Origin of the sequence: Nitrosopumilus zosterae, from assembly GCF_025998175.1 — an archaeon.
Classification (GTDB): Archaea; Thermoproteota; Nitrososphaeria; order Nitrososphaerales; family Nitrosopumilaceae; genus Nitrosopumilus; species Nitrosopumilus zosterae.
Genome location: NZ_AP026695.1, coordinates 276,751 through 299,980 on the forward strand (window position 1 = coordinate 276,751; position 23,230 = coordinate 299,980).

A 23,230-nucleotide genomic window follows, 5' to 3' on the forward strand; every position below is an offset into this window, starting at 1 on the left:
TTCAATACCTTCCTATGGAGTTTGTGTTGTAATGGCTATGAATGAATTGAATAAAAAATTACTTGAAAATATTAAAGATTCTATTTCCGAGACTGTTCAAAAAAAGAAAATTGGAATTGCATTTTCAGGAGGTGTAGATAGTACATTAATTTCAAAAATCTGTTACAACATGAATTATGATGTTGTTTTATTGACGATTGGATTTTCTGAATCACATGATATTTTATTTGCCAAGCAAGTCAACGAATATCTAAAATACCCTCATCATATTCTAGAAATTGATTCTAAAACTTTTCCTGATGTTTCTTTAAAAATTAAACAAAAAATACAAACCGAAAATTTATCTTGGAATGAAAACTGTATTGCATTTTATTATGTTTCTAAACTGGCAAATAGACTAGAACTTGATACTGTAATTACAGCTAATGGTATAGATGAATTATTTTGTGGCTACAACGCCTATAGAGAAGCATTTTCAGAAGGAGAATCTAAAATTCATGAGGTAATGATTACAAAATTAAACAATGAATTAAAAATGATGAAGGCCGTGAATCTCATCGCATCTGAATTTGGAGTAAAAATACTTCAACCTTTACTCTCTTCAAAATTTATCGAGTATGCAAAAACTATCCCGATATCTGAAAAAATTCATGATTCTGAGGATTTGTACCGAAAACACATCATAAGAAAATTAGCAAGTGACATTAAAGTCCCAGAACTTTCTTGCACAAAACGAAAGAAAGCATTACAATATGGATCAAAAATTCATAAAGCCTTGCTAAAAACTAGATGAATTTTCTAATTGTATTTTGAACAGATTTTTCTACATTCTTTATAATTGCAGAAGATGCACCCAGATGTTTTTCTGGTGAAAATATTGAATCAATTTCTTTATCAGTTAATTTTGAAGAAAATGCTTTGTCCTTTTTGATTGCATCGATATACTGCATTCCCTTATCATTTGCCTCAAATGCAACTCTTTGAACATCCTTGTATGCTACAAATCTGGGTATTCCTTTTTTGATTAGTGCTTCTAAGACAAATTCAGCAAAAATTTGTCCTTTGGTTATGTACAAATTATCTACAATCCTTTTTTCATTAACCATCAAGTTTGAAACAATTCTAGTCATGGTTTCAAGCATTTCATCAACCAAAATGGATACTGTTGGAATTACAAATCTTTCATTAGCTGAATTTGACAGATCCCGTTCATGCCATAATGGAATATTCTCAAAAGAAACCGCAACTTGACTTCTTACTAATTTAGATAATGATGATACTCTTTCACTTTTGATTGGATTTCTTTTAACAGGAACCGCACTACTTCCCATTTGACCTTTCTTGAATTGTTCTGCTACTTCAGCAATCTCTGTTCTTTGTAAGTTTCTAATTTCTATTGCAATTTTTTCTAAAGTTGCTCCAATTAGTGCTAATTCAAATACATATTCTGCATATCTTTCTCTTGGAATGACTTGTGTTGTAACTTCTGCTGGAAATAATTTCAATCTTTTAGCTACTCTTTTTTGTACCTCAAGTGATTTTGCACCCATTAGTGATCCTGTTCCAACAACCCCTAATGTCTTACAAATTAAAATTCTCTTTTTAATTTCTTCTATTCTTTCTACATGTTTTGCCATTTCAGCTGCCCAATTTGCAAATTTTAATCCAAATGATATGATACTTGCATGCTGTCCATGAGTTCTTCCAACAGCTGGAATTTTTTCGTATTTTATTGCTTTTTTTGCAAGAATTGATGCCATCTTTGCAACCTTTGGTTCAATGATTTGTAATGCATCTCGCATTTGCATTGAGTTACTTGTATCTACCAAATCATTACTTGTTAATCCATAATGTATCCATGGTCTGGCATTTTTACTACATTTTTCACTTAATGATTCTACAAGAGCTGCAGTGTCATGATCACTTTTTACTTCTAACTGTTTAATTCTTTTAGCCGAAATTTTTCCAGACACTGCAATTTTGAATATTTCTTTACCTACACTTTTTGAGATCATCCCTATCTCACTTTGTGAAATTGCAGCTGCTCCTTCAATCTCTAGTTGGTAATCCACTTTCTTCTGTTCACTAAAAATAATCAACATTTCTTTTGTTCCATAACGACCACTATCAATAGGTAAAATTGCCAATAATCTTACTCTTTTTACACCGAAAATAAATCTACTTGTGAACGATTAATTCACTCTATCTCGTAATTCATGGCAATCACACAAACAACCTTTCTTACATTTCATTCTCTTACAGTCAGCACACACTTTTTTGTTCCAATATGGTGCAGTATTCATACTAGTATCTCTGGGTTGCCTTGAAATTTCCTTTTTTTATCTGAAAGAGGATTTTGATTAAATAAAGTGTCCAAATACCCATTAAAATAAAATATAAAATACTCATATCTGGTTCTTCTGAAATTACATCTTTTTCAATCTCTTCTGGTTGATCAAATGGCGTTACATACACAATTCCGAGAAAAATTGGAATCCCGACTAATACAATTAATGGTATTGCCATGATTTTTTAATTATATGGACTATAATTTGAATAAATTTTTGCTACAGAATGAAAATACATGTCTTTGATATCCTCTTCAACACAAACTGCTAATAAATTAACAATGTCTGATGCTGTAATTATTCCAACTATATTACCATCATCAATAACAGGTAATTTTCTTATGCCTCTATCATGCATCAAATCTGCTGCAGCTCTAACTGATTCATCTGAATTTATTGAAAATAGCGGTGATGACATAATTTGTTTTATTGGAGTGCTGATTTGATATGCATGAGCTGCAACTTTTACCGCAAAATCTCTATCCGTAACAATTCCAATTGGCGTGTTATCTTCCATGATGATGACTGCCCCAACTTTAGAATCTTCCATCATTTTTGCAGTTTCATTCACTGTTAACGATGCATCCACAGAAATTACTGATTTTGTCATTACGTCTGCTATTGTTGTTGTTTTTGCATCTGTCATTTTACAAATATGTTTTCTATAATTACATATTTTATAGTCGCCTAGAATATCAAAGATGAAAATCATCCTAGGCAATATCAACTAAATTTAAATAAAAAATTCTCTAGATTTTGACTATGGGGACTCAAATTAAGAAAATTCTTGTTCCTTTAGATGGTTCTTCTAATTCTTTTCGAGGTCTTGATTTTGCTATTCATATGGCAAGAGAATGCCATGCAACAATAACTGGTTTGTATGTTGCAGGAATTGCTAAACCTCGAACTAATGATCCAATCACTCCTTTAGAGAAAATTTTATTGGATAATGCCCAAAAAATTATGAAAAAAGCCAAGTTAAAGTCAGCACAAAAAGGAATTCTCTTTTTTGACAGAGTAACATATGGTGATGACGGAAAAAGAATTGTTGAAACAGCAGAAAAACACAACTTTGATCTTATTGTAATCGGATCTAGAGGTATGGGTGCTGCAAAAGAGATTTTTTTAGGAAGTACATCAAATTACGTACTTCATAAATCCAAAAAACCTGTACTCATAATAAAATAAGTTATCATAAAAAAAATCTTTAGATTTTAAACATCTATTCCTGTTATTGTCCAATCTAATGCTCTAAGAACACCTTGATAATATTTCATAGCATCCATAGAACCACATTCTACCAATCTTTTTTCAATTTCTTTTCTATATTCCTCAATTTCTTTTTCAGTTTTCATGAATATTTTATCACAAAAATATTCGACTCATTAATCTTTTGATTCTAAATTAATCCTTTTTCTAACCTTGAAGGAATTCTAACTTCTTGATCTTTTTCGTACAGCTGCATTTTTCTTCGATGATCTGGCCTCTTGTGTCTTTGCTTTTGATTTTGTAACCTTCCCTTCAGGTTTGATACTTTTTCCACTTCGTCTGGCAGCACGAGAAGCTTCTGCTCTAATTTTTTGTTCTTCCTTTTGCTGTTCAATTTCTTTTTCAGTTAGTTTTTTTCTTGCCACAAAGAATGAATTATTTTATCATAGATAAATTGGATCATCCATTTCATATTTCACACTTATTTTCAAAATCTCATTTCGATTCTTCTGATGATTTAAATTGGATTGAAAAGAATTTTTACCAATACTCATGTCTTCTACTACACCAAGAAAAATTGGAGAAAACCAATATCAAATTGATGTCGATTCAAATTTTGGAATGAAAGTTCCTGTTAGGATTTACGCTGATGAACCATTATTACAAAAAATGTTATCTGATAGAACTATTATGCAGGCACGAAATGTAGCCTCAATTCCTGGAATTGTGGGACATAGTGTTGTTTTGCCTGATGGACATGAGGGTTATGGTTTTCCAGTAGGTGGTGTAGCCGCAATGGATGCTGAAGAGGGAATGATTAGCCCTGGTGGTGTAGGATATGATATCAATTGTGGAGTTAGGTTACTTCGTTCAAATTTAGATGAACAAACAGTTCGTTCTAAACTAAAAGAACTTGTAAATGATCTTTTCAGCTCTATTCCTTCAGGAGTGGGTTCTAAAGGTGCTGTAAAACTTACTCATTCAGAACTTGATGAGGTTTTGGTTAAAGGTGTGAATTGGGCAATTGATCATGGTTATGGCTCATCAAATGATTCAGATGTTTGTGAAGAAAATGGGCAAATTCAAAATGCTGATCCAAACAAAGTTTCTGATAAAGCAAGGAAAAGAGGTGCTCCTCAACTTGGTAGCTTGGGTTCTGGAAATCATTTTCTTGAGGTGCAAAAGGTTTCAGAAATACATGATGAAGAAGCTGCAAACAGAATGGGAATTAAAGAAGGAACAATAACCGTTTTAATTCATTGTGGTTCTAGAGGTTTTGGTCATCAAGTTTGTAGTGATTATCTTAGAGTTTCAGAACAAGCCATGCAAAAATATGATATTGATTTGCCTGATAGAGAACTTGCATGTGTTCCAAACAACTCTGAAGAAGGTGAATCCTATAGAAAAGCAATGTTTGCAGCACTAAATTTTGCATGGAGTAATAGACAAATGCTCACTCACTGGACTAGGAATTCTTTTGAACGTGTATTTCACCAAACAGAATCTGATCTTGATATGAAGTTAGTTTATGATGTTGCCCATAATATTGCAAAAGTGGAAAAACACAATGTTGATGGAAAGGAAAGAAAACTTGTTATACATAGAAAAGGTGCAACTAGAGCATTTCCTGCAAACCGTCAAGAGATTCCTTCCAAATATCGTGATTTAGGCCAGCCTGTTTTAGTTCCTGGCTCTATGGGAACTTCAAGCTGGATTTTACTTGGTCAACCAAATTCTATGAATTTGAGTTTTGGCTCTACTGCTCATGGTGCTGGTAGGACAATGTCTAGATCTAAAGCCAGACGGAACTATACTGAAAATGATGTTAAAAAGTCTCTTAATGACCAGGGAATATTTATCAAAGCATTAACACGAGATGGGGTTGTGGAAGAAACTCCTCAAGCATACAAAGATGTTGATGCAGTAGTTAACGTATCCCATAATTTAGGAATAGCCACAAAAGTAGCAAAATTAGTGCCTATTGGTGTGATTAAAGGTTGAGCGAAGAAGATTTTGAACTTGAAAGATTAAAGGCAAAACGACTTGCTGAAATGCAAAAAAATATTTCTTCCAGACAAGCGACTAATGAATCTCCAGACACTAAAAAGAAAATTATTACGAAACCTAGAGATTCACTTGTAAAAATTCTTGGATTTCGAGGATTAGAAGTTTTAGAAAACGCTGAAACCCAATTTCCAAATGAAACAAAACTTATTGTAGAAAAATTATCTGAATTAATTAAAACAGGTGAAATTAATGAAACACTTGATGGCGGAAAATTATTGATGTTGTTTAGATCGGTCGGACTCAATGTTAGGATGGAAACTAAAATCAATGTTGAACAAGATGGGAAATTTGTATCATTAAGTGACAAACTTAGTAGCAAATCATCTCAAAATAGTGATGAAGAATGAATATTGTTTTAGAAATCGGAACAAAAAACTACATTGATGATCTCTTGTCAATTAAAAAATCCCTCTCACACATGGAAAGTCTTCTGGCATGTTACAATGGATATGCTCTTAGCGAACCCTCTTCAAAATTTGGATGGACTTTTTTTAAACTAGCTTTTAAACCTGAATTCCAAACTGGTATTGAAGAAAAGTTTTCTGATATGATAGAAAAATACCAATGGAGCAGTTCCCCACAAAAATTTACGAAGTTTATGACAGATTATTTTCTTTCTAGAGGATGTAATGTTAAAATAAAATTGTCTGACTAGACTCTTCTTCCTCTTTTTCCACCTTTCTTTCTGGTGGTATCATGAGGAATAGGTGTTACATCATCAATTCTTCCAATCTTAAATCCGCCTCTTGCCAAAGCTCTAATCGCAGCTTGTGCTCCTGGACCCGGTACTCTGGAACCAACTCCGCCAACCGCACGAACTCTTATGTGAAATCCTGTAAATCCTTTGGTTCTTGCAGATTCTACCACTGCATTTGCGGCTTTCATTGCAGCAAATGGTGATGATTCATATCTATCGGCATTAACATGGATTCCGCCTGAACTAATAGCAACAGTCTCTGCACCAGTAAGATCAGTCATGTGAATAATTGTGTTATTGTAACTACTGTAAATATGGGCAATTCCCCATTTATCAGGTCCTTCTTTCTTAGCCTCTGGTTGAGCTTTAGTTTCTACGTCAGTTTCTACTTCCTCAACTGGTATTTCTGCCTCTTCAACTGAAACTTCTTCAACCTGTGCTTCGATTTCTGACAATGTCTACTCACACCTTAAAGGGTTTAAAAAACATTGATTTTCTAACTTTGCCTACATTTGGTTACTTTACTAGAAAATGATGATTATTCATATACTATTTCTATCATGTTTTCTTTAATGGCATCAATTCTCGTATTGGCAATTGGTATTGGAATAACCGTTGCATTGGTAGGTTCTGTAATGTTTCAAATTCTTATACCGCTCAATGAAGATGTTTTATCCCCTCTTGAAGAAAAATGTCAACAGATTGCTAATGAAGGATATAAAATTCACTCACTTTATCCTGATTCAAATCCTGAAGATCTTCTTGAGTCTGATATGAAACGATTGATGTATCTTGATGATGTGTGGATTAAAGAATGTGTTTCTGTTCTTCCTGCCGATTCAATATTTAACATTGTAAATAATGTTGATCGCAATTTTTCCTATGGTGAATAGCCATCAAAAATGTTTCCAACCTAAATCTTTTAGAGTCACATAATCTTTTTCTGCTTTTACAAATACCCCTTTTCCCGAAGTTACTTGCCCAATTTGTATAATCGGTGTTTTAAGTGATCTGGCATTTTTTATAATAATTTGTTTATATTTTGGCGATACTGTAAATACAAATTCATATTCCTCTCCTCCATGAAAAACTAACGAATTCAAATCTAATTTATGGGATTTTGCATAATTTTCTAAATCATTACCTGCAGGTATATTGTTGATTAGAAATTTCTTTTTACTTTGTTTTGACATTTCATTTAGAGTTGTAGATAATCCATCACTGGAATCCATTGATGATGAAAAATATTTTTTATTTTTTAATCCAAATTTGAGCTTTGGTTTTGGATTAATCATCGATTTTATTGATTTTACTGCAAATTTTCCACTCTCTTTTCTTTTACCAAGAAGCAAATCTAATCCAACAGATGTATATCCAAACGGTCCAGTTACAAAAATCAGATCTCCCTTTTTAGAACCTTTTCGAGTTACTATATTCTTTGAATTTCCAAAAAGTGTTACATTGAACACAATTTCCTTACCTGCATTTGTATCTCCACCCAAAATTTTTATTCCATATTCACTAGATGCTTTTTTGAAACCCTTTACAATGTCTAAAATTTTTGAACGAGAAATCTTTTTTGGTAAATTTACTGAGATTATTCCATATTCTGGTTTTATTCCTTTAGCTGCAAAATCACTTACACATGCAATTATGCTTTTCCTTGCAGCATCTGTTAATTTCATTTTAGGTGGGATATCTGTACTTTCTACTAATGTGTCTGTCTTAGATATGATTTTGATTTTTCCTAAATTGAATATTTCTACATCTTCAGAAACAAATTCATTGTTTCCTAATCCCTTTTGAAAAATTTTGATTATTGAAGATTCATCTAACTTTATCATAACTTTGTTTCACTATTTCTAATGTTTTCTTTGTAATTTTTTTACATTTGTCTTCATTATTTGATTCTGCAGAAATTCTTATGATGTCTTCAGTATTTGATTTTCTGATCAAAATCCAGCTGTCTTCGTCAATAATTCCTTTAATTCCATCCTGCGTGTTTACTTCAGAATATTCTTTTGAAAATTTATTTTTTATCTCTTCTATTACTTTATCATGAAAATTTGAATCCACATTAGTTTTTTCTCTAATTTGAAAATAATTTTTCATGTAATTTAATATTTCATTAAATTTTGGACTTCCTAACATGGATGCAATTAAACCACTTGTCAAGATTCCTTCCCTACAATAGTTGAATTCCGGTAAAATAAAACCTCCACTGCTTCCTTCCCCTCCTGCTTGAGCATTAGTTTTAAGCATCATTTCTATGACATTCGCTTCTCCTACTTTTGATCTTTTAACAGAACCCCCTTTTTCTTTGATGAATTTTTCTATTGAAACGCTTGTATCGATACTCAAAACAAAATCTTTGTATCCCAATTCAAGAGATTTTGCGACTCCCAATCCTAATGTTACATCTGGAGTTTGTTTTTCTCCATTTCTTACTACTACTAAGCGATCTCCATCTAAATCAAATGCAAATCCAATTTCTTTTTTCATAGATGCTGCAATTAATTCGAACAATTCATCTGATGTAGGATCTGGTCCTCTAGAACATTGTGAAAGATCTTCATTTAATACCTCTACATTACATCCTGATGTCCTTAGCAAATCTGGCGCAAATCCCTTTGCTGCGCCTCCGCCAACATCTATCACTATATCTGGAGAATTCTCAATGTCTCCTATGATTTTTTTTGCGTCTTCGATATATGTTGATGTAATGTCCTGTTCAATTCCAATTTTTGATTTTGAATTTTCCTGATGCTCAATTATTTTAGGGAGTTCATGTTCATTAATTCCTCTTCCTTCAATAATGAATTTCATTCCATTCCATTCTATTGGATTATGAGACGAAGAAACTACCAACCCTGCACCATACTTTCTTGCTTCTCTAAAAACTACGGGGGTTGGTACAGTTTCTAAATTATACACATTAATTCCATTTTTCATCAGTTCTGCACTGGCAGTATTTTTTATCATAGAGCCTGAAGGTCTGGTGTCTTTTCCAATTACACATTTTTGTGATTTGATTAAACTTGAAAAATTATTACAAAATTCTAACACATCTTTTAGATTGAGATCTTCTCCAAATATTCCTCTCACTCCAGAAATTGTTTTCTTCAATTAATCCAACTCGGAAAGGCTTTTTATTAACTCTGATGGATTTATCCAAAAGTGCCTTGGTAGCTCAGCCTGGTAGAGCGAACGCCTCGTAAGCGTTAGGTCGTGGGTTCGTACCCCATCCAGGGCTTTGTTTTGTTATTTTTAAAATCAATTTCATTTTTTAAATATTTATTCATCAAAGGCTTCAATATCTATTTCTAATTCTTTTCCTAAACCTTCCCACCACTGTGTTGTTTGTTCCGTCATGCTCCCCTGATAAAATACATTGAATCGTCCTTTATAGATCTGTCGGTTGAATAATTACTGATCATTTCTTAACAATTTCTAAAATATCTACTCTTCTTTTTCATCTTGTTTTCTTTTCATTTTTCTATATATGATTATCAAAAGTGTACCTCCAGCACAACCCCAAAATAATTCTGATGTGCCATTTTTTATCCCATATGGTTCGAATACCCCTACAAACCCAAGCGACATTATTGCTACAAGAACTAAACCTATCATTTCAAGTATTTTTACCATGATCTTCTATTGTAATCATGTGATATCAAAAAGATATATGGTTTTGTAAACCAAACCATTTGTGGATAAATATCTTCTAATAATCTTAATTTTTATGGTTGTGACAATCCCTGTAGCGTTTATTGAACCATCTTCAGGACAAGTTCGAGATCCTCCCCTTATTCCACTATTTTATGCAGCGATAGCAGGAATAATTATTATTTTAGTTTACAGTTCTTACAAAGAAAAACAAGAACGACAAAAAGCTAATGCTAAACGAAGATCTAGAAAATAGATTTTAAAGTTCTAATCCAAAAGATTCTGCAATACTTGAAAAGTTTGCATATGATTCCAAATACTGTCTTCCCTTTGGTGTAATTACAAAAGTATTCTTTCCATCAAATTCAATTTTGTTAATTAATCCTGCACCTGTTAAATTCTGCAAGAATTTGGATAATCTTGAATGTGATAAATTTGCCTTTGTAAGAAGCGAAGTTGTCTTGATACCCTCCTGTCCTGACTGTTCTGTAGCTGTCAGTAAATCGGCAACTATTTGCATACTAGTTCTGTATGAAACCATATCATACATAATTTGAAACTCAGATATAAGGGTATTACCATTAATTCAGATCAGATAAATAAGCTCTAGGTTGATTTGTCTGCATTGTCTTCCCAATCATCCATACCATGGTTTGATGATTTTGTAGGTGTCGCATATAGATATTATGACCTTAGAATGAATGTTGTTCCTTTATTTACTGATAGAAAAGAATCTGCGTCTATTTGGCACGATACGATCCATTGGTGGGTAGATCCATCTATCAAACTACGATTTGTAGAAATTGGTGATAATTATTGGTTCATTATGGGATCAGATTCCCAAAAGCCTGATACCAACCTATCTTTTTTCAAAATATTGCCAAAATCTGAAAATTATGAACGATTTAAGAAAGGACATGGCGGTGAAGCATATGTTAGATTAGGAGTGTATGCAAAAAAATCTCTTGATGATGTAAAAAAAGATGCTTTATGTGATTGCAGTCATGAAGCTCAGGATCATGATGAAAATGATAATGATGTATGTCTTTACAACAATTGTGATTGTAAAAAATTTTCTAGCTTTCAAATAAATTTATTGAAAAGAAAAAAAACCACCACTGATATAAAATTTTTAGAAGAAAATGATGTAAAAGATGATCCTCTTGCATGGAATTGTCTTAATGTAAATAAATATTCAAAAATCTAATCCAAATGTTTGTTAACTCTAATATGTTCTCCTGGATAATGTTCATTAATTTTTTTGGAATAGCAATTTCCGCAAATCAAACCTTCTATTCCCCATTCACTCATTGGTTTGAATCTAAGTTGAATTTTTCCACTACAAATAGCGCATTTTTCTTTTGACACCAAGTGTTTCTGGTATTTCTAATCGATATAAAAAACATTCTCGTAGAAAACACTACTCATAAAAAATTATGTTAAATATCACTGGGTTTTACTAAATTTAGGTAGATAGCCTGACCAATGTAAACCTCCTGCAAGATTTTTACTTGGTTGGGCTTCTACCTTCAAAATTAAAATAAACTATTTGCTAGTTTTTTTAATGCTGTGATTTCATCATCTTCTTGTCTAATTTTTTTATCAATAACGCGTAGCATCGTATCATTCCAGACATGTTGAGAAAAGAAATTGTGTTTAGTGTTGGCTAATTCAATTTCATCATCTACGACAGTGTCCTCAAGAAATTTAGTAACCACTATATCTGTGATTTTTAAAATTCTAGAATTTAGTTTGAAACTGCGAAAAATAGGCTCCAACTTTCTAATATCTCCTTTATAATCTCCTTTTGATTCAAGAATTTTCTTATGAATTATTCTAAAATAAACTGCAACAAAAAACAATGTTGCATATCTTTTTGTTTTGTGTCCTCCTTGTTTTCCGTACTTTAATGATTTTTTTGCAAATTCTTTGACAAGATATGGATACAGCAAAAGTCTGTAATCATCTTTTAAATTGTCATTAAAAATATCATCATATTTGCTCCCTCTCGGAAGAAATTGAGCTGGTGAGCTATAAGCTTCTGTAGGTCTTTGTTCAATTCCTGCAACTAAAGATTGAATTGCATCTTTGGCAACAATGACTTTTTTATGATTGTCTGGAAGATAATTATTATAAATTAAATCTCCTTCATATTCACATTGTTTAGATTTTGATTTGGTATCGAAAGAACCTGCTTGAATTTCATAAAAATATCCGCAGTTTCTTAACTGCGATTTGATTGATTTATGAAAATCCATCAACGAAACAAGATCTTTTCCTCTGACAGAATTTTGAGAATTTCTATATTTTGTAATGTTGTTTTGTTCTTGTTCATCATTTGCTTTGATTATTGTAACTGTCATGGAACCTTCCATGTTTTTTGTTCTCTTTGCATGATCTAGAATTGAGTTTGATGTTTGAGCACCATTGACAATTTGGGGTGCATGAAGCTCAATCAAATTCTCTCCCAATTCTGTAAAGTCACTAACTACAATAGTGATTCCATTATTGTAAAAAAAGAACTTACTTGGATTACTTTGCAGCGTCTCACGTAATCCTTTGTTAACTGTAGTCTTGAATTGCATCCATTGTCTAATATTTGATTCAAAAACATAATCCCTACTTTTATTCACAAATTCAGTTAATTCTCTTAATTTTAGAATGCCTAATATTGTATTTTCATGTCTGAGCATTCTCTCTAATTTGATTGATGATTTTTTTCCTGCTGCTGGTTTTTTTATTCTGTCCCATAATTTTTGAATTATTTTTTCTTCATCTATGATCTCAATTAATTCATCTTCGTATTCTACTTTCTGATCAGTGACATAACAGCATTTTATCTTTAGATTTTTTTCTTTAATTTTTGTTACAAGCTGGGCTAATTCAGGTCTCATTTTTGTTACATCTTTTGCAAATAATCGTTTTGCGTCTTCTTTGAATTTTGCAATTGCTTCTAATGAATGAGATGTGCCATATTTTGATTGAAATAATCTGATTGTATTGTCTGAAAAATCTACAGGTAGATAGGCATCTATCCCAAGATCATTTGCTCCATCCACAATTGCATCTGCCGCATCATCTTCTGTGGCTTCAAAAACTCTTGTTAGAACCCATTGAAGAAAATTATTTCCTTTTTCTACATCACTTTTTGAATTTTCTGCATATTCATGAATGCTTCCTCGAATATTTTCAGCAAATCCTTCAAGAGGTAGACTAGAGTTTTTTTGTATTAAAAGGGTATGTGAACCTGGAATGTATTCTAACAATCCATTTCCGTTGTGAGTCAATTGAAATTTCTAATATGTTATATATTTAGAGAATTTGGTAATTATGTAATAACTTTGTTTTGGATGTGATGTTTTATGATAAAAAAAATAACTATTTTGAGCGTAATTGGAGTAGCATTAATTGCAATTCTTGCATCCTCTCTTTCAAACAATTCTGATGATGAAAATCAAGAAACGTCTGATGTGATTTTAAAAGGTGATATTATTATGCCTACAAAAGTTTCACGTCCAGGATGTGAGGTAAAAGACATTTGCTATATTCCCTCTAAAATTTTCATTGAAAAAGGCAAACAGGTAACATGGATAAATGAGGATTCAGCATTTCATAGTGTAACTTCTGGTTTTTACAATGAACCTACTGAACTTTTTGATAGTGGATATTTAGATCCATTTGAATCCTTTTCTCTTACTTTTGATAATGAGGGAACATATGATTATTTTTGTACTCTTCATCCTTGGATGAAGGGACAAGTAATAGTAGAATGAGGTACCCGAGGGAGTCGAACCCCCTTGTATAAGCTTTGCAGGCTCACGCATAACCGTTCTGCCAGAGTACCGTTTTAAAAAACACAGAATGAACAATTAAACTCTTTAGATTAGAATTTGTTAAATGGCTTTGAAGCCAACTTCACATCTTCACCTTTTACCGTTTTTCTACCTGCATGAGAAGCCATATCTACGGCACTTTTTGCAATACTGTCTGCAATCTCTTCAATAGCCCTTCTTAATTCATCTGCTGATTCATCACTTACTCTTTCAGCTCCAGCTTTTTTCAAAATTCTATACATTGCAGATAATCCAAGTTCTGATGATCTCATGAATTCTGTTTCAATTTTTCTCGAAAAAAGATTATGAGTGAAAAAATATCACTAAGGAATCGATTTATACAGACTATTTTAAGAATTGATAAAGAAATGACATGGTATATTGATTCTCACATACACTTGTCTGATTCAACATATGCATCAGATATTGGATTTATTTTAGAGGAAATGAAATATCTAAAAATCAAAGCATGTTGTGTTTCAACGAATGTTGAAAATTCTTTACAAACTTTAAAGTTAGCACAAAAAAGTAATCTTGTTTTACCTTTTATTGGAATTCATCCTGAATGTGCGAATGATGATCTTGAAAAAATGATCAATTTGATAGAAAATAACTTTACTCATATTTCTGGAATTGGAGAAATTGGCTTAGATCCTACTTACGTGCATAGTCCTGAAGAAGAAAAAAAACAAAAACATGTTTTTGAAACTTTATTGTCAATTGCAGAAAAATTTAACAAGCCAGTCTCTATTCATTCAAGAAAAAGTCTTGACGATGTTTTTGAAATAATGACATCCTTTAGCACTAAACATGCATTACTTCATTGGTTTGATGGCAGTAAAAAACAACTCACAAAAGCAATGGATATGGGATTTTTTGTATCTTATGGACCAGTCATGGTTTATGCAAATGATAAACAAACTTTAGTATCTGTCACAGATGAATCAAAAATTCTTGTTGAAACAGATGGTCCAGTAAAATTCTCTAGGTGTTTTGAAATGAAATCTGGACAAGTAACTTTCATACCTAGTGTGATATTTTGTGCCTCAAAAATTCTAGGAAAAACGTTTGATGAAATGTCATTTTTATTGGAAAAAAATTCAAATTCATTCCTTGGAATATAGGTATAAAATACCCTCCATTCTTAAAACGACTATTGGATAGAATCAAACGTCTTTCATACGAAGTATTAGTAGATCATAAATCTAAATTTGGTGAGGATTTTGCCAATAATAAAAAAGCACTAGATCAAATTTCTATTATTCGTTCTAAAGGTTTGAAAAACGAAGTTGCAGGTTATATTACAAAATTTATCAAAAAAGAGATCCGAGAAGAAAAATTCAAACAATCTAGAATTGAATCTTCGCGTGTAGAAGAACAAGAAGATGAGGAAATTCAATCTCAAGCACCTGAAACCGTTACAGAAGTAACACCTGAAGAAAAAATAGAATAATAAATTAAGTATTAATTTTAGAATTTTTGATTAGATTCGTATGATTGCCGTAAAACTAGTTGGAGGTGCTAAAAAGTCTTTTTTGAAAGAAATTTTGGAAATTGACAAATCTGATATCTCTATTCAAGAATTATTAGAATTATTATTAGAATTAAAGCCTGTTGACTCACCAAAATTGGATATAGAAAATATTCTAATTGCAATCAATGGTGTAGATTCTTCAGCTATGAATGGAAAATCTACAATAATAAAAAATAATGATCTTGTGAGTATTATTCCAGTAATTCATGGAGGAACATCAAAAAAAATCACCTTTGAAATATTGTCAAAACAAATCCAAATAATTGAAATCAAAGGTAAATCAACAATTGGTGTAAAATTTATTGATGATTTAAGAAAAAAATATCCCAAAATTCTATTTCAGGCTGTATCAAGTAATTTCATAATGAATGTATATCATTTAAAAAAAATCTTATCCTTATCTCTTGAATCTAAAAAAAATAATATTTTACTTTCAAATAAGCTTGAAACAGATATCCTGATGCGATTTGCATTGACTACCCAAATATCTGATGCAATAATGACTGCAGGAATAAAACCCCGAACTAATTTTATTCTAATTGCTATTGGGAATAAAAAATTTTTAAATTTATTGTTTGATGATTTGTCTACACTATCGGTGAATTTATTTTCCAAAAAAAATGACTCTTTTCTCAAAAAACACTTTAAAATTACACAAAAACAAATCGATTCTGCATACTCAAAAAATCCTTTAGAAGATATTTTGGTTGAAAAAGCCGCAGTCTTACTCTGATATACTGCGCTTTGTCTTTTCTACACTTAGTATGTCTGATTTTTTCAGAATAGAAATTCCTGTTTTATTTCCCAAAATCTCAATTAAAATAATTTTATCGGGAAATTCAAGTGATACCTTATTTTTTATTTTATTTGCAATTTTTGAAATAATTTCTTGACTGGATATGTCTGAATTTCTTTTTTCTATTGAAATTCTATATGTTTCTCCATCCAAAATCTGTTTTGAATCTTCGGAGATAATTTTTTCAATTTCTTCAATTTTTGTTTCAACAATTCTTTGAATCGGAATTACTCTTAGGCAATATCTTATACTCCATGGCTCATCAAGTAGCATTTCTTTCATTTTTCCTACCACCTCTACAGGATTTAGATTCGTTTCAGCAGTCAAAATACCTGACATATTTGTGATTGAGATTTTTGCATCAGAATCTCCATATTCTTCTAAAATGTCTCTTAATTCATCCTCAGTTTCTGTTTCCAGATGTCTGGCACAAGTAATTATCAAATTCATACTTCTAAAATATCCTCTTTACTTAACGAACCTTCTCGAATAATTTTGATTTTTTCATTTTCTATTTCAATTATAGTTGATTCTGCTTTACTTGTAATTGTTCCTCCGTCAACAAAGATATCATAGTTTTCTATACTTCTAAAACATTCATCTGGATTGGTAAATGATGGATGACCAGAAATATTTGCACTAGTTCCTACTAAAAATTTACATTCCTTCAAAATTTTTAATATACAATCATGTTTGGGAACTCTTATAGCTATTTTATCATTCAAACTTAATGTTTTTTTTAAATCTTCATCAATTAATTTTGAAACTATCGTAAGGGGACCTGGCCAAAACTTTTCTACAATTTTTTCTGTGAATTCATCTAAAAATACAATTTTTTTTGCAGTATTAATTGAATATGTTAAAACTGGTAATGATTTGGAGATATTTCTAGATTTAATATCATAAATTTTTTTTACAGCTTCACCATTATATGGATCACATCCTATACCATATACTGTATCGGTTGGGTAAACTATGATCCCTCCTCTATTGATAATCTCCACTGCTCTCTTTATTCCATCTTGATCACATTTCACTTTCATTGTTCATTATAGTTTTTTTTGTTTAATTATCATTTACTTTTGAATACATTTTTAATAGAATGGTATTTTCACTTGTAAAGTATGTCCACTCCTTCTGATTATGAAGATACAGAATTTGAAGATGATTTTGATGATGACTTTGATGTAGAAAACTAAATATTTAATCCAAAATTGTCTGCAAAATTTGTAAATGTGTTATATGCTTGAAGGAATTCTCTGCCTGTTTGACTAATTCTATATTTGTTTGAACCTTGAGAATCAATTTGTTCCAAAAGTCCTTGAGACACTAATGTTTTTAGAATTCTAGAAATTCTTGAATGAGAAATATTTGCTTTTCTAATTAGGTATGTTACTGTTGCTCCATCCTCGTCTTGTAGATCATCTCTAGTCGTTGATAGAATATCTCCAATGATTTTCATATGTGTTCTATATTCTGCCATTTACTTAATGGAATATCATTCTAATTTCTATGAGAGTTCATTGATATTTTCCAATAAACAAAAAAGATAAAAGAATTTGACAATTTTTTCATCTCTGCTTTTCTGAGCCTGTATTCACATTATTCGAAATCATCATCAAACTTTATCCTAGTTAATGGGACTTTACTTATTGGAATGAATAATGCTACTAATCCTCCAATTTTGATTGTCATTGATGCTGTGTATAATATTGATTCGGGAAATACAAAAGAATACCATCCTAAAAATTCGCCCAATGCTAAAAGTCCTAAACCAACAGCTACTGAAATCGCCCCTTTATTCTTATTTTCAAAATATGATAACATTGTTTCTATTGCACCATATGCTAACAAAATGAAAGACACTGATCTGAAAATATGCTCTAATTGAACTGACGAAACTAAGAATAAAGGTAAGATTCCTACTGATCTAAAATAACTTGATTTAGGAAAAAACGATTTTATGCTATGTGAAAGTGCAATGAAAAAATATCCTACTGTTTGAATTGCAATTCCTAAAGTTTGCACCCATCGTTCTATGGTTCCAGATTTTATAACAAAATCTTCTATAATGTAACCCATCCATATAACAAAAAATCCTAAACTAATTGACAAAAATGCAATTGATAATCTAAATAATGTAGGACTTCCAGTGTTTCTAAATCCTATAATTGACATTATTCCTATGACTAATCCTACTAAAAACCCTACAAGATTAAGGATGTTTTCTAACAAAAATTCCAATGATGTTTAGAACCTCTTTGAACTAATTATTTTAATCTGATGAATGATTTTACCCTGTTGTTAATCCCATTCATCCAAAGATCCCGAAGTATGACCTTCTGTACTTCCAGTATAATCTCCGAGAATATCTGAATATTTAGATTCATTATGTGCAACAAATTTAACATATTCTCCATAACTCATATCAAAATCACACGAACCACATTTTACAACTGAAAAATCCATTGCCAATTCTGCATCTTCTTTACATTTGGGGCATTTTATCTTCATATTGGCTTTTGGTCTTTGTTAATTATTATTACTTTAGATTCAAAAAAAGATAAAAGTAGTTTATTATTGATAATTTCTATGAGTCGTATTTGTACCAAATGTAAAAATCCTATTCCTGATACTGAACAATTAGGTGTTGTTGCTGAGAAATATCCTACTTGTAACAAGTGTTGGGCTGAATGGAAAGAATATCAAATAATGGTAATGAATGAGATGAAACTTGACATGTCTATGCTTGATCATAGGAAATTATTGAAAAAACATGAAAAGATCTTTGTAGGCGTATTGTCTCCTGAAGGAGAAGTTATAGATTATACAAATGAGGATAATCGTAAACCTGATGAGCCTACTAATGCCTAAAATTTCAAGTGTTTTTTAGCATTATCTGGTATAACTATCATTACCCTTCTTTTTGCATTTTCATCCAAGTCGTTGATGATTTTTTTTATGGTGTCAGCAAGAATTTCTTTCTCATTCTCTTCTAATGTTAAAAACACTTCTAAAATTCCATCTAAATTAAAAGAAATTAATTTTTGAGGTGATTGGGCAACTTCTACAATATATGCTGTAAACAATCCTTTTCTCTGTTCTTCTGAAAGTGTAGTTAAAATTTTGAGCCATGTTCTGAAAAGCTTTGAAAAATTAGGGAATGGGATTGTTGGACCTGCTTCTAACGCATTATTGATCACTTCCTTTTGATCCAATTCGGGCAATGAAAAAAATTCCATCATTCTTTTTTTAAGAATTGGATTTCTTAGAAAATCTGGAAGATTAGCTAAATTAATTATAATATTTCCAGCAAAATTTTCTCCTACCATCGATCTAATCGAATTATTGCTGAATATAAAATCATGTGGTAATACTTTAGCTTAAATAAACGAAATAGAATTGCACTACATGACATCAACTGTAGTTGTTGGCGGATTTTTTGGTGATGAAGGGAAAGGAAAAATAATTTCATATTTGGCAATCAAAGATAATCCTACAATTATAGTTCGTGGTGGTGCTGGCCCTAATGCTGGTCATACCATTAGAGATGGTGATAAAGTGTATAAAGTTCGAATGCTCCCAAGTGGTTTTTTGAATAAAAATGCCAAAGTAATGATCGGTCCAGGAGTTGTAATTAATCCCGAAGTTCTTAAAAAAGAAATTAATGATTTTGAAGTTTCAGGACGTTCATTTATTGATAAACACTGTGGAATCATTGAGGAAACTCATCTTATTAGAGATTCTAAAGGTGAATTAAAAGATAAAATTGGCAGTACTGGTTCTGGCACAGGACCTGCTAATGCTGATAGAGCCATGAGAGTTTTGAAACTTGCAAAGGACTTTGATTCATTGTCTTCTATTATCACGGATGTTCCCCAAGAAATTAACACTGCATTAAGTAAAAATGAACATGTTTTGGTAGAAGGTACTCAAGGAACTTTTCTTTCCTTATGGCATGGAACATATCCATTTGTTACCTCAAAAGATGTAACTGCATCCGGTATTTGTGCTGATGTAGGCCTTGGACCTACAAAAGTAGATGAGGTGATTGTTGTTTTCAAATCCTATGTTACGCGTGTTGGGACTGGTCCTCTAGAAAAAGAATTGTCTTTAGATGAGGCAGAAAAAAAAGGATGGTCTGAATTTGGTACTGTCACAGGTCGTCAAAGACGTGCAGCTGATTTTGATTTTGATTTAGCTAGGCGTGCAATCATGCTTAATGGAGCAACACAAATCTCTATTACAAAATTAGATGTACTTTTTTCAGATTGTGCAGGTAAAACATCCTTTGATGAATTATCTGATGATGCAAAATCGTTCATAAAAAATATTGAAAATGAACTAAATACGCCTGTAACAATTATTGGTACTGGTCCTGCAGTTAATGATGTAATTGATAGAAGAAACTAGGCTCCAAATTTTTGGATAAGTTTAATTTGATAATCTACAATAAACATCTGTGGATAAATTACAAACTACTACCATTGATAAATTCCCACGTTACATTCAAGTACATTCAACTTTAGAATTTACTAGGCTCGTTTGTGCACTTGAGCGTGCACCACGTGTATCTTTTTTACATGATCATAATGGGAAAAAAATATTATCAGTGCAGATGGATATTCTAAAAGAAAAACCAATTGTGTATTATACTCCTCTAGAACATAATGGTCATTATCTTTGTTATGGATTAAAAGGCGGAAAAGAGGAATCTGCAATTGTAGATACCACTTCTGATGCGAGTAAGCTTTATTCTCCTATCGTTAGAATCAAATCCCTTCCTAAAACATTACAACCAGGAAATGGCACTCTTGATAGATATCAGCCAATTGAATTGGAAGATTTGTACAGCCTAGCAAAACTTACTTGGGGTTTTGAAGAAATTCCTTTTCCATTATTCTTATTTCCACGTAATGATAAATGGTTAATTGGAGTTTTCATGAACTTTAATGATGAAGGAACGTCATATTTTTGTCATGTAGTTTTAGACGAAGATCCTGATAAACCGTTCTTAAAATTCTCAACTACAGATGGAACATTACCGTCCTTTGTGGAAAATCCTTCTGAGCATGGTTATTCTTATATCAAAATAATAAAATTAAAAGACACACATCCTTTAGTTGATTATGGTCACCTTCCAAACTAGACTTTCGCAGATCTCTAAAATTAATGGAAAAGTAATCCTTGCAAATGATTATGATCGCTCTGTAAAAAACCTGGAAACAAAAACTATCCAAAATATTAAACAATTACATCCTTTTCTGTGTGGCATTAAACTAAATTTTCATTTACTATTGCCACTCAGTGCTAAAGCAATTCTTAAAATCAATAATACTGCACACAGATATGGTTTACAAACAATTGCCGACATAAAACTAAATGATATAGGAAATACAAATCGAGTTACAACAGAACATCTTTGGAATTTAGGTTTTGATGCAGTAATTGCAAATCCGATCATGGGTCTTGACAGTTTAAAAAATTTGGTTAAATCATCTCACAAAAGTGGAAAAGGTGTTATTACTTTATGTCACATGAGTGCCCCCGAAGCTAGATTGTCGTATGACATGGAAATCAAAATGGGTAGAAAACAACAATTATACCAATTATTTCTAAATTGGGCTTTGGCTGCAAAAGTTGATGGCATTGTTGTTGGAGCAACTTTTCCAAAAATTATTCAATACTGTTCTAAAAAGGCAGGCAAAAATTTAAAGATCTTTTCTCCCGGTGTTGGAACTCAAGGTGGTAATGCAAATGAAGTAATTTCGTCTGGAACTGATTATTTGATTGTAGGTAGAACCATACTAAATTCTAAAAACCCTTCAAGTGTTGCAAAAGAATTACAATTACAAAGTTTTGGAAAGTAACATCTGAGCTCTAGTTAAAACTGTTTTAGCATTATCAAATGTTGTTTTTTCCATCGCTGTGTTGTAATCCATCCATGTATAATTTTGATGTTCATGTGAAATTTCAACTTTCTCAGTTTTTGTTTCGGCCAAGAAAAATACTACTTTCTTATGAATTAATTCTCCTTGATATTGAAAATTATATTCAATCCATTCTTCAAAATTTTCTATAAATCTGATGTCTGTTATTCCTGTTTCTTCTCTTGTTTCTCTAATTGCAGTCTGATGTGTTGTCTCATTCACTTCCATTTTTCCTTTTACAAAATCCCAATGCCCAGATGGATAATGCAATAATAAAAATAAGTTTTTTGAATCTTCTTTTCTGAATATCACGATTCCTGCTGATGTTTCTTCAATCATTTTCCTAACCTTCTTTTTCTTTCCTGAAAAGTTCTAATTGCTCTCATCAAATCAATTTTTCTAAACTCTGGCCAAAAAATATCCATAAACACCAATTCACTATATGCACTTTGCCACATTAGAAATCCACTCAATCTTTTCTCTCCTGATGTTCTCAATATCATATCTGGGGATGATTGAGGTAAATGTGATGTGTAAAGATTTGCTTCGATCTCTTTCTTATTGATGTCTTCAACATTTAATGAACCATCTTTGATTTTTTCTCCTATTTTTTTTACAGCATCTACTAATTCGTATTGTCCTCCATATGCTAATGCTATATTTAGAAAATGGTTATGGTAATTTTTTGTAGCTTCATCCAATCTTCCAAGAATTTCTTTTATTGAATCTGGTAAAAGTTCGATTCTTCCAATTCCCTTAACTCTCATTTTACATCGATGAATTCTTGGATCATTGTACAGTTTTTCTAATCTCATACGAATCAATTCGTAAAGATATTCTAATTCATCATCCTTTCTATTCAGATTCTCTGCTGATAATGCATACAGTGTTACGATTTTAATATCAAATTCTTCACACCAATCTAAAAGATTTTCTACTGCATCGGCTCCTTTCCAATGACCTTTTTTTGGCATTGTTAGATGTCTTTTAGCCCATCTTCTATTTCCATCTAAAATTAAGGCAACATGATTTGGAATGTCTCCATTCTGAATTTCTCTTTCTAGCCTTCTTCCATAGATTTTGTAAAGTCCAGATAATTGAAAAACCACTTCTTTTATTTTACTAATATCCGTTCACCTCTTGATTAGTA

General features: G+C 31.6%; 37 protein-coding genes and 1 tRNA gene. 17 read left to right on the forward strand and 21 right to left on the reverse strand.

From position 1 onward, the window contains the following. The first annotated feature begins 37 nt into the window (after positions 1 to 37). The gene (locus OO712_RS01610; RefSeq protein ID WP_109876972.1) at positions 38 to 793 is read left to right on the forward strand and encodes an asparagine synthase C-terminal domain-containing protein; all 756 of its coding nucleotides are present in this window, start codon (positions 38 to 40) and stop codon (positions 791 to 793) included. Here OO712_RS01610 and purB read toward each other — a convergent pair. From purB to OO712_RS01625, 3 genes are all read right to left on the reverse strand, one after another. Next, the gene (gene purB / locus OO712_RS01615; RefSeq protein WP_109876971.1) at positions 786 to 2,147 is read right to left on the reverse strand and encodes an adenylosuccinate lyase; all 1,362 of its coding nucleotides are present in this window, start codon (positions 2,145 to 2,147) and stop codon (positions 786 to 788) included. The genes OO712_RS01610 and purB overlap by 8 nt on opposite strands. 157 nt (positions 2,148 to 2,304) lie before the next feature. Next, positions 2,305 to 2,526 carry a hypothetical protein gene (locus tag OO712_RS01620; RefSeq protein ID WP_109876970.1) on the reverse strand — a complete coding sequence of 74 codons (222 nt, stop codon included), beginning with the start codon at positions 2,524 to 2,526 and terminating at the stop codon, positions 2,305 to 2,307. A gap of 6 nt (positions 2,527 to 2,532) precedes the next feature. Beyond that, positions 2,533 to 2,994 carry a CBS domain-containing protein gene (locus OO712_RS01625; protein ID WP_109876969.1) on the reverse strand — a complete coding sequence of 154 codons (462 nt, stop codon included), beginning with the start codon at positions 2,992 to 2,994 and terminating at the stop codon, positions 2,533 to 2,535. A gap of 116 nt (positions 2,995 to 3,110) precedes the next feature. Here OO712_RS01625 and OO712_RS01630 point away from each other — a divergent pair, with 116 nt between their 5' ends. Continuing rightward, positions 3,111 to 3,536, forward strand: a complete 426-nt coding sequence (locus OO712_RS01630; RefSeq protein ID WP_109877025.1) for a universal stress protein — start codon at positions 3,111 to 3,113, stop codon at positions 3,534 to 3,536. A gap of 26 nt (positions 3,537 to 3,562) precedes the next feature. Here the strand turns inward: OO712_RS01630 and OO712_RS01635 are convergent, their stop codons facing one another. Both OO712_RS01635 and OO712_RS01640 read right to left on the reverse strand, forming a co-directional pair. Next, positions 3,563 to 3,703, reverse strand: a complete 141-nt coding sequence (locus tag OO712_RS01635; protein WP_200829074.1) for a hypothetical protein — start codon at positions 3,701 to 3,703, stop codon at positions 3,563 to 3,565. A 78-nt stretch (positions 3,704 to 3,781) separates the two neighbouring features. Then, entirely contained in the window at positions 3,782 to 3,982 is a 201-nt protein-coding gene (locus OO712_RS01640; protein WP_109876968.1) for a hypothetical protein, read from the reverse strand. Positions 3,983 to 4,109: 127 nt separating this feature from the next. Here OO712_RS01640 and OO712_RS01645 point away from each other — a divergent pair, with 127 nt between their 5' ends. Genes OO712_RS01645 through OO712_RS01655 form a run of 3 tightly spaced genes read left to right on the forward strand, consistent with a single transcriptional unit; the run spans position 4,110 to position 6,279 of the window. Then, a complete protein-coding gene (locus tag OO712_RS01645) occupies positions 4,110 to 5,558 on the forward strand; it encodes an RtcB family protein (protein WP_109876967.1) in 1,449 nt (482 codons plus the stop codon). Continuing rightward, on the forward strand, positions 5,555 to 5,971 hold the full coding sequence (locus OO712_RS01650; RefSeq protein WP_109876966.1) for a DNA-binding protein: 417 nt from the start codon (positions 5,555 to 5,557) through the stop codon (positions 5,969 to 5,971). The genes OO712_RS01645 and OO712_RS01650 overlap by 4 nt, the downstream gene beginning before the upstream one ends. Beyond that, positions 5,968 to 6,279, forward strand: a complete 312-nt coding sequence (locus OO712_RS01655; RefSeq protein WP_109876965.1) for a hypothetical protein — start codon at positions 5,968 to 5,970, stop codon at positions 6,277 to 6,279. The genes OO712_RS01650 and OO712_RS01655 overlap by 4 nt, the downstream gene beginning before the upstream one ends. Here OO712_RS01655 and OO712_RS01660 read toward each other — a convergent pair. Next, the gene (locus OO712_RS01660; RefSeq protein ID WP_109876964.1) at positions 6,276 to 6,776 is read right to left on the reverse strand and encodes a 30S ribosomal protein S11; all 501 of its coding nucleotides are present in this window, start codon (positions 6,774 to 6,776) and stop codon (positions 6,276 to 6,278) included. The two genes, OO712_RS01655 and OO712_RS01660, sit on opposite strands and share 4 nt — an antisense overlap. A gap of 117 nt (positions 6,777 to 6,893) precedes the next feature. Between OO712_RS01660 and OO712_RS01665 the strand changes: the two genes are divergently transcribed. Then, the gene (locus OO712_RS01665; protein WP_109877024.1) at positions 6,894 to 7,214 is read left to right on the forward strand and encodes a hypothetical protein; all 321 of its coding nucleotides are present in this window, start codon (positions 6,894 to 6,896) and stop codon (positions 7,212 to 7,214) included. A gap of 3 nt (positions 7,215 to 7,217) precedes the next feature. Here the strand turns inward: OO712_RS01665 and thiL are convergent, their stop codons facing one another. Both thiL and OO712_RS01675 read right to left on the reverse strand, forming a co-directional pair. After that, complete coding sequence (gene thiL, locus OO712_RS01670; protein ID WP_109876963.1) at positions 7,218 to 8,165, reverse strand: thiamine-phosphate kinase; 948 nt, start codon at positions 8,163 to 8,165, stop codon at positions 7,218 to 7,220. Further along, positions 8,149 to 9,447 (reverse strand): phosphomannomutase, encoded by a 1,299-nt coding sequence (locus OO712_RS01675; protein ID WP_109876962.1) that lies wholly within the window; start codon positions 9,445 to 9,447, stop codon positions 8,149 to 8,151. Before OO712_RS01675 ends, thiL begins: the two co-directional genes overlap by 17 nt. Before the next feature lie 53 nt (positions 9,448 to 9,500). On the opposite strand from OO712_RS01675, the gene OO712_RS01680 reads away from it, so the two are divergent. Next, positions 9,501 to 9,574, forward strand: a tRNA-Thr gene (locus OO712_RS01680). 206 nt (positions 9,575 to 9,780) lie between these two features. Here the strand turns inward: OO712_RS01680 and OO712_RS01685 are convergent. Next, complete coding sequence (locus OO712_RS01685; protein WP_109876961.1) at positions 9,781 to 9,969, reverse strand: hypothetical protein; 189 nt, start codon at positions 9,967 to 9,969, stop codon at positions 9,781 to 9,783. A gap of 61 nt (positions 9,970 to 10,030) precedes the next feature. Between OO712_RS01685 and OO712_RS01690 the strand changes: the two genes are divergently transcribed. Beyond that, positions 10,031 to 10,243 carry a hypothetical protein gene (locus tag OO712_RS01690; RefSeq protein ID WP_109876960.1) on the forward strand — a complete coding sequence of 71 codons (213 nt, stop codon included), beginning with the start codon at positions 10,031 to 10,033 and terminating at the stop codon, positions 10,241 to 10,243. Positions 10,244 to 10,246: 3 nt separating this feature from the next. Here OO712_RS01690 and OO712_RS01695 read toward each other — a convergent pair whose 3' ends face one another. Continuing rightward, positions 10,247 to 10,507 (reverse strand): winged helix-turn-helix domain-containing protein, encoded by a 261-nt coding sequence (locus tag OO712_RS01695; RefSeq protein ID WP_048115213.1) that lies wholly within the window; start codon positions 10,505 to 10,507, stop codon positions 10,247 to 10,249. Between the two features lie 105 nt (positions 10,508 to 10,612). On the opposite strand from OO712_RS01695, the gene OO712_RS01700 reads away from it, so the two are divergent. Next, positions 10,613 to 11,194 (forward strand): hypothetical protein, encoded by a 582-nt coding sequence (locus tag OO712_RS01700; protein WP_109877023.1) that lies wholly within the window; start codon positions 10,613 to 10,615, stop codon positions 11,192 to 11,194. On the opposite strand, the gene OO712_RS01705 is transcribed toward OO712_RS01700, so the two are convergent. Both OO712_RS01705 and OO712_RS01710 read right to left on the reverse strand, forming a co-directional pair. Continuing rightward, complete coding sequence (locus tag OO712_RS01705; protein WP_200829073.1) at positions 11,191 to 11,358, reverse strand: hypothetical protein; 168 nt, start codon at positions 11,356 to 11,358, stop codon at positions 11,191 to 11,193. The two genes, OO712_RS01700 and OO712_RS01705, sit on opposite strands and share 4 nt — an antisense overlap. A 164-nt stretch (positions 11,359 to 11,522) precedes the next feature. Continuing rightward, complete coding sequence (locus OO712_RS01710) at positions 11,523 to 13,274, reverse strand: AIPR family protein (protein ID WP_109876959.1); 1,752 nt, start codon at positions 13,272 to 13,274, stop codon at positions 11,523 to 11,525. Positions 13,275 to 13,349: 75 nt separating this feature from the next. Between OO712_RS01710 and OO712_RS01715 the strand changes: the two genes are divergently transcribed. Next, a complete protein-coding gene (locus OO712_RS01715; protein WP_109876958.1) occupies positions 13,350 to 13,760 on the forward strand; it encodes a cupredoxin domain-containing protein in 411 nt (136 codons plus the stop codon). A gap of 110 nt (positions 13,761 to 13,870) precedes the next feature. Here the strand turns inward: OO712_RS01715 and OO712_RS01720 are convergent, their stop codons facing one another. Continuing rightward, positions 13,871 to 14,092: a histone family protein gene (locus tag OO712_RS01720; RefSeq protein WP_109876957.1), complete on the reverse strand. Its 222-nt coding sequence runs from the start codon at positions 14,090 to 14,092 to the stop codon at positions 13,871 to 13,873. Between the two features lie 96 nt (positions 14,093 to 14,188). On the opposite strand from OO712_RS01720, the gene OO712_RS01725 reads away from it, so the two are divergent. Genes OO712_RS01725 through cgi121 form a run of 3 tightly spaced genes read left to right on the forward strand, consistent with a single transcriptional unit; the run spans position 14,189 to position 16,087 of the window. Then, complete coding sequence (locus OO712_RS01725) at positions 14,189 to 14,944, forward strand: TatD family hydrolase (RefSeq protein ID WP_225866875.1); 756 nt, start codon at positions 14,189 to 14,191, stop codon at positions 14,942 to 14,944. Between the two features lie 32 nt (positions 14,945 to 14,976). Further along, positions 14,977 to 15,273, forward strand: a complete 297-nt coding sequence (locus tag OO712_RS01730; protein ID WP_109876955.1) for a hypothetical protein — start codon at positions 14,977 to 14,979, stop codon at positions 15,271 to 15,273. A gap of 40 nt (positions 15,274 to 15,313) precedes the next feature. Next, positions 15,314 to 16,087, forward strand: coding sequence for a KEOPS complex subunit Cgi121 (gene cgi121, locus OO712_RS01735; protein WP_109876954.1), 774 nt, complete (start codon positions 15,314 to 15,316; stop codon positions 16,085 to 16,087). Here the strand turns inward: cgi121 and OO712_RS01740 are convergent. From OO712_RS01740 to OO712_RS01760, 5 genes are all read right to left on the reverse strand, one after another. Beyond that, a complete protein-coding gene (locus OO712_RS01740) occupies positions 16,079 to 16,600 on the reverse strand; it encodes a THUMP domain-containing protein (RefSeq protein WP_109876953.1) in 522 nt (173 codons plus the stop codon). The genes cgi121 and OO712_RS01740 overlap by 9 nt on opposite strands. Beyond that, positions 16,597 to 17,193, reverse strand: coding sequence for an L-threonylcarbamoyladenylate synthase (locus tag OO712_RS01745; RefSeq protein ID WP_109876952.1), 597 nt, complete (start codon positions 17,191 to 17,193; stop codon positions 16,597 to 16,599). Before OO712_RS01745 ends, OO712_RS01740 begins: the two co-directional genes overlap by 4 nt. 152 nt (positions 17,194 to 17,345) lie before the next feature. Continuing rightward, positions 17,346 to 17,633 carry a winged helix-turn-helix domain-containing protein gene (locus OO712_RS01750; protein ID WP_109876951.1) on the reverse strand — a complete coding sequence of 96 codons (288 nt, stop codon included), beginning with the start codon at positions 17,631 to 17,633 and terminating at the stop codon, positions 17,346 to 17,348. A 119-nt stretch (positions 17,634 to 17,752) separates the two neighbouring features. Then, the gene (locus tag OO712_RS01755; protein WP_109876950.1) at positions 17,753 to 18,394 is read right to left on the reverse strand and encodes a hypothetical protein; all 642 of its coding nucleotides are present in this window, start codon (positions 18,392 to 18,394) and stop codon (positions 17,753 to 17,755) included. Between the two features lie 60 nt (positions 18,395 to 18,454). Beyond that, complete coding sequence (locus OO712_RS01760; RefSeq protein ID WP_109876949.1) at positions 18,455 to 18,664, reverse strand: hypothetical protein; 210 nt, start codon at positions 18,662 to 18,664, stop codon at positions 18,455 to 18,457. 78 nt (positions 18,665 to 18,742) lie between these two features. Between OO712_RS01760 and OO712_RS01765 the strand changes: the two genes are divergently transcribed. Beyond that, positions 18,743 to 19,024, forward strand: a complete 282-nt coding sequence (locus tag OO712_RS01765; RefSeq protein WP_109876948.1) for a Fe(2+)-trafficking protein — start codon at positions 18,743 to 18,745, stop codon at positions 19,022 to 19,024. On the opposite strand, the gene OO712_RS01770 is transcribed toward OO712_RS01765, so the two are convergent. Then, the gene (locus tag OO712_RS01770; protein ID WP_109876947.1) at positions 19,021 to 19,482 is read right to left on the reverse strand and encodes a hypothetical protein; all 462 of its coding nucleotides are present in this window, start codon (positions 19,480 to 19,482) and stop codon (positions 19,021 to 19,023) included. The genes OO712_RS01765 and OO712_RS01770 overlap by 4 nt on opposite strands. Positions 19,483 to 19,561: 79 nt before the next feature. Here OO712_RS01770 and OO712_RS01775 point away from each other — a divergent pair, with 79 nt between their 5' ends. From OO712_RS01775 to pyrF, 3 genes are read left to right on the forward strand one after another with little or no spacing between them, the layout of a single operon-like run. Further along, positions 19,562 to 20,563, forward strand: a complete 1,002-nt coding sequence (locus tag OO712_RS01775; protein WP_109876946.1) for an adenylosuccinate synthetase — start codon at positions 19,562 to 19,564, stop codon at positions 20,561 to 20,563. Positions 20,564 to 20,612: 49 nt separating this feature from the next. Then, entirely contained in the window at positions 20,613 to 21,299 is a 687-nt protein-coding gene (locus OO712_RS01780; RefSeq protein WP_109876945.1) for a hypothetical protein, read from the forward strand. Further along, positions 21,280 to 22,020: an orotidine-5'-phosphate decarboxylase gene (gene pyrF, locus OO712_RS01785; RefSeq protein WP_109877022.1), complete on the forward strand. Its 741-nt coding sequence runs from the start codon at positions 21,280 to 21,282 to the stop codon at positions 22,018 to 22,020. Before OO712_RS01780 ends, pyrF begins: the two co-directional genes overlap by 20 nt. Here pyrF and OO712_RS01790 read toward each other — a convergent pair. Next, positions 22,000 to 22,419 carry a bis(5'-nucleosyl)-tetraphosphatase gene (locus OO712_RS01790; RefSeq protein WP_109876944.1) on the reverse strand — a complete coding sequence of 140 codons (420 nt, stop codon included), beginning with the start codon at positions 22,417 to 22,419 and terminating at the stop codon, positions 22,000 to 22,002. The genes pyrF and OO712_RS01790 overlap by 21 nt on opposite strands. Then, positions 22,416 to 23,189: a polyprenyl diphosphate synthase gene (gene uppS / locus OO712_RS01795; protein WP_225866873.1), complete on the reverse strand. Its 774-nt coding sequence runs from the start codon at positions 23,187 to 23,189 to the stop codon at positions 22,416 to 22,418. The genes OO712_RS01790 and uppS overlap by 4 nt, the downstream gene beginning before the upstream one ends. Positions 23,190 to 23,230 lie beyond the last annotated feature (41 nt).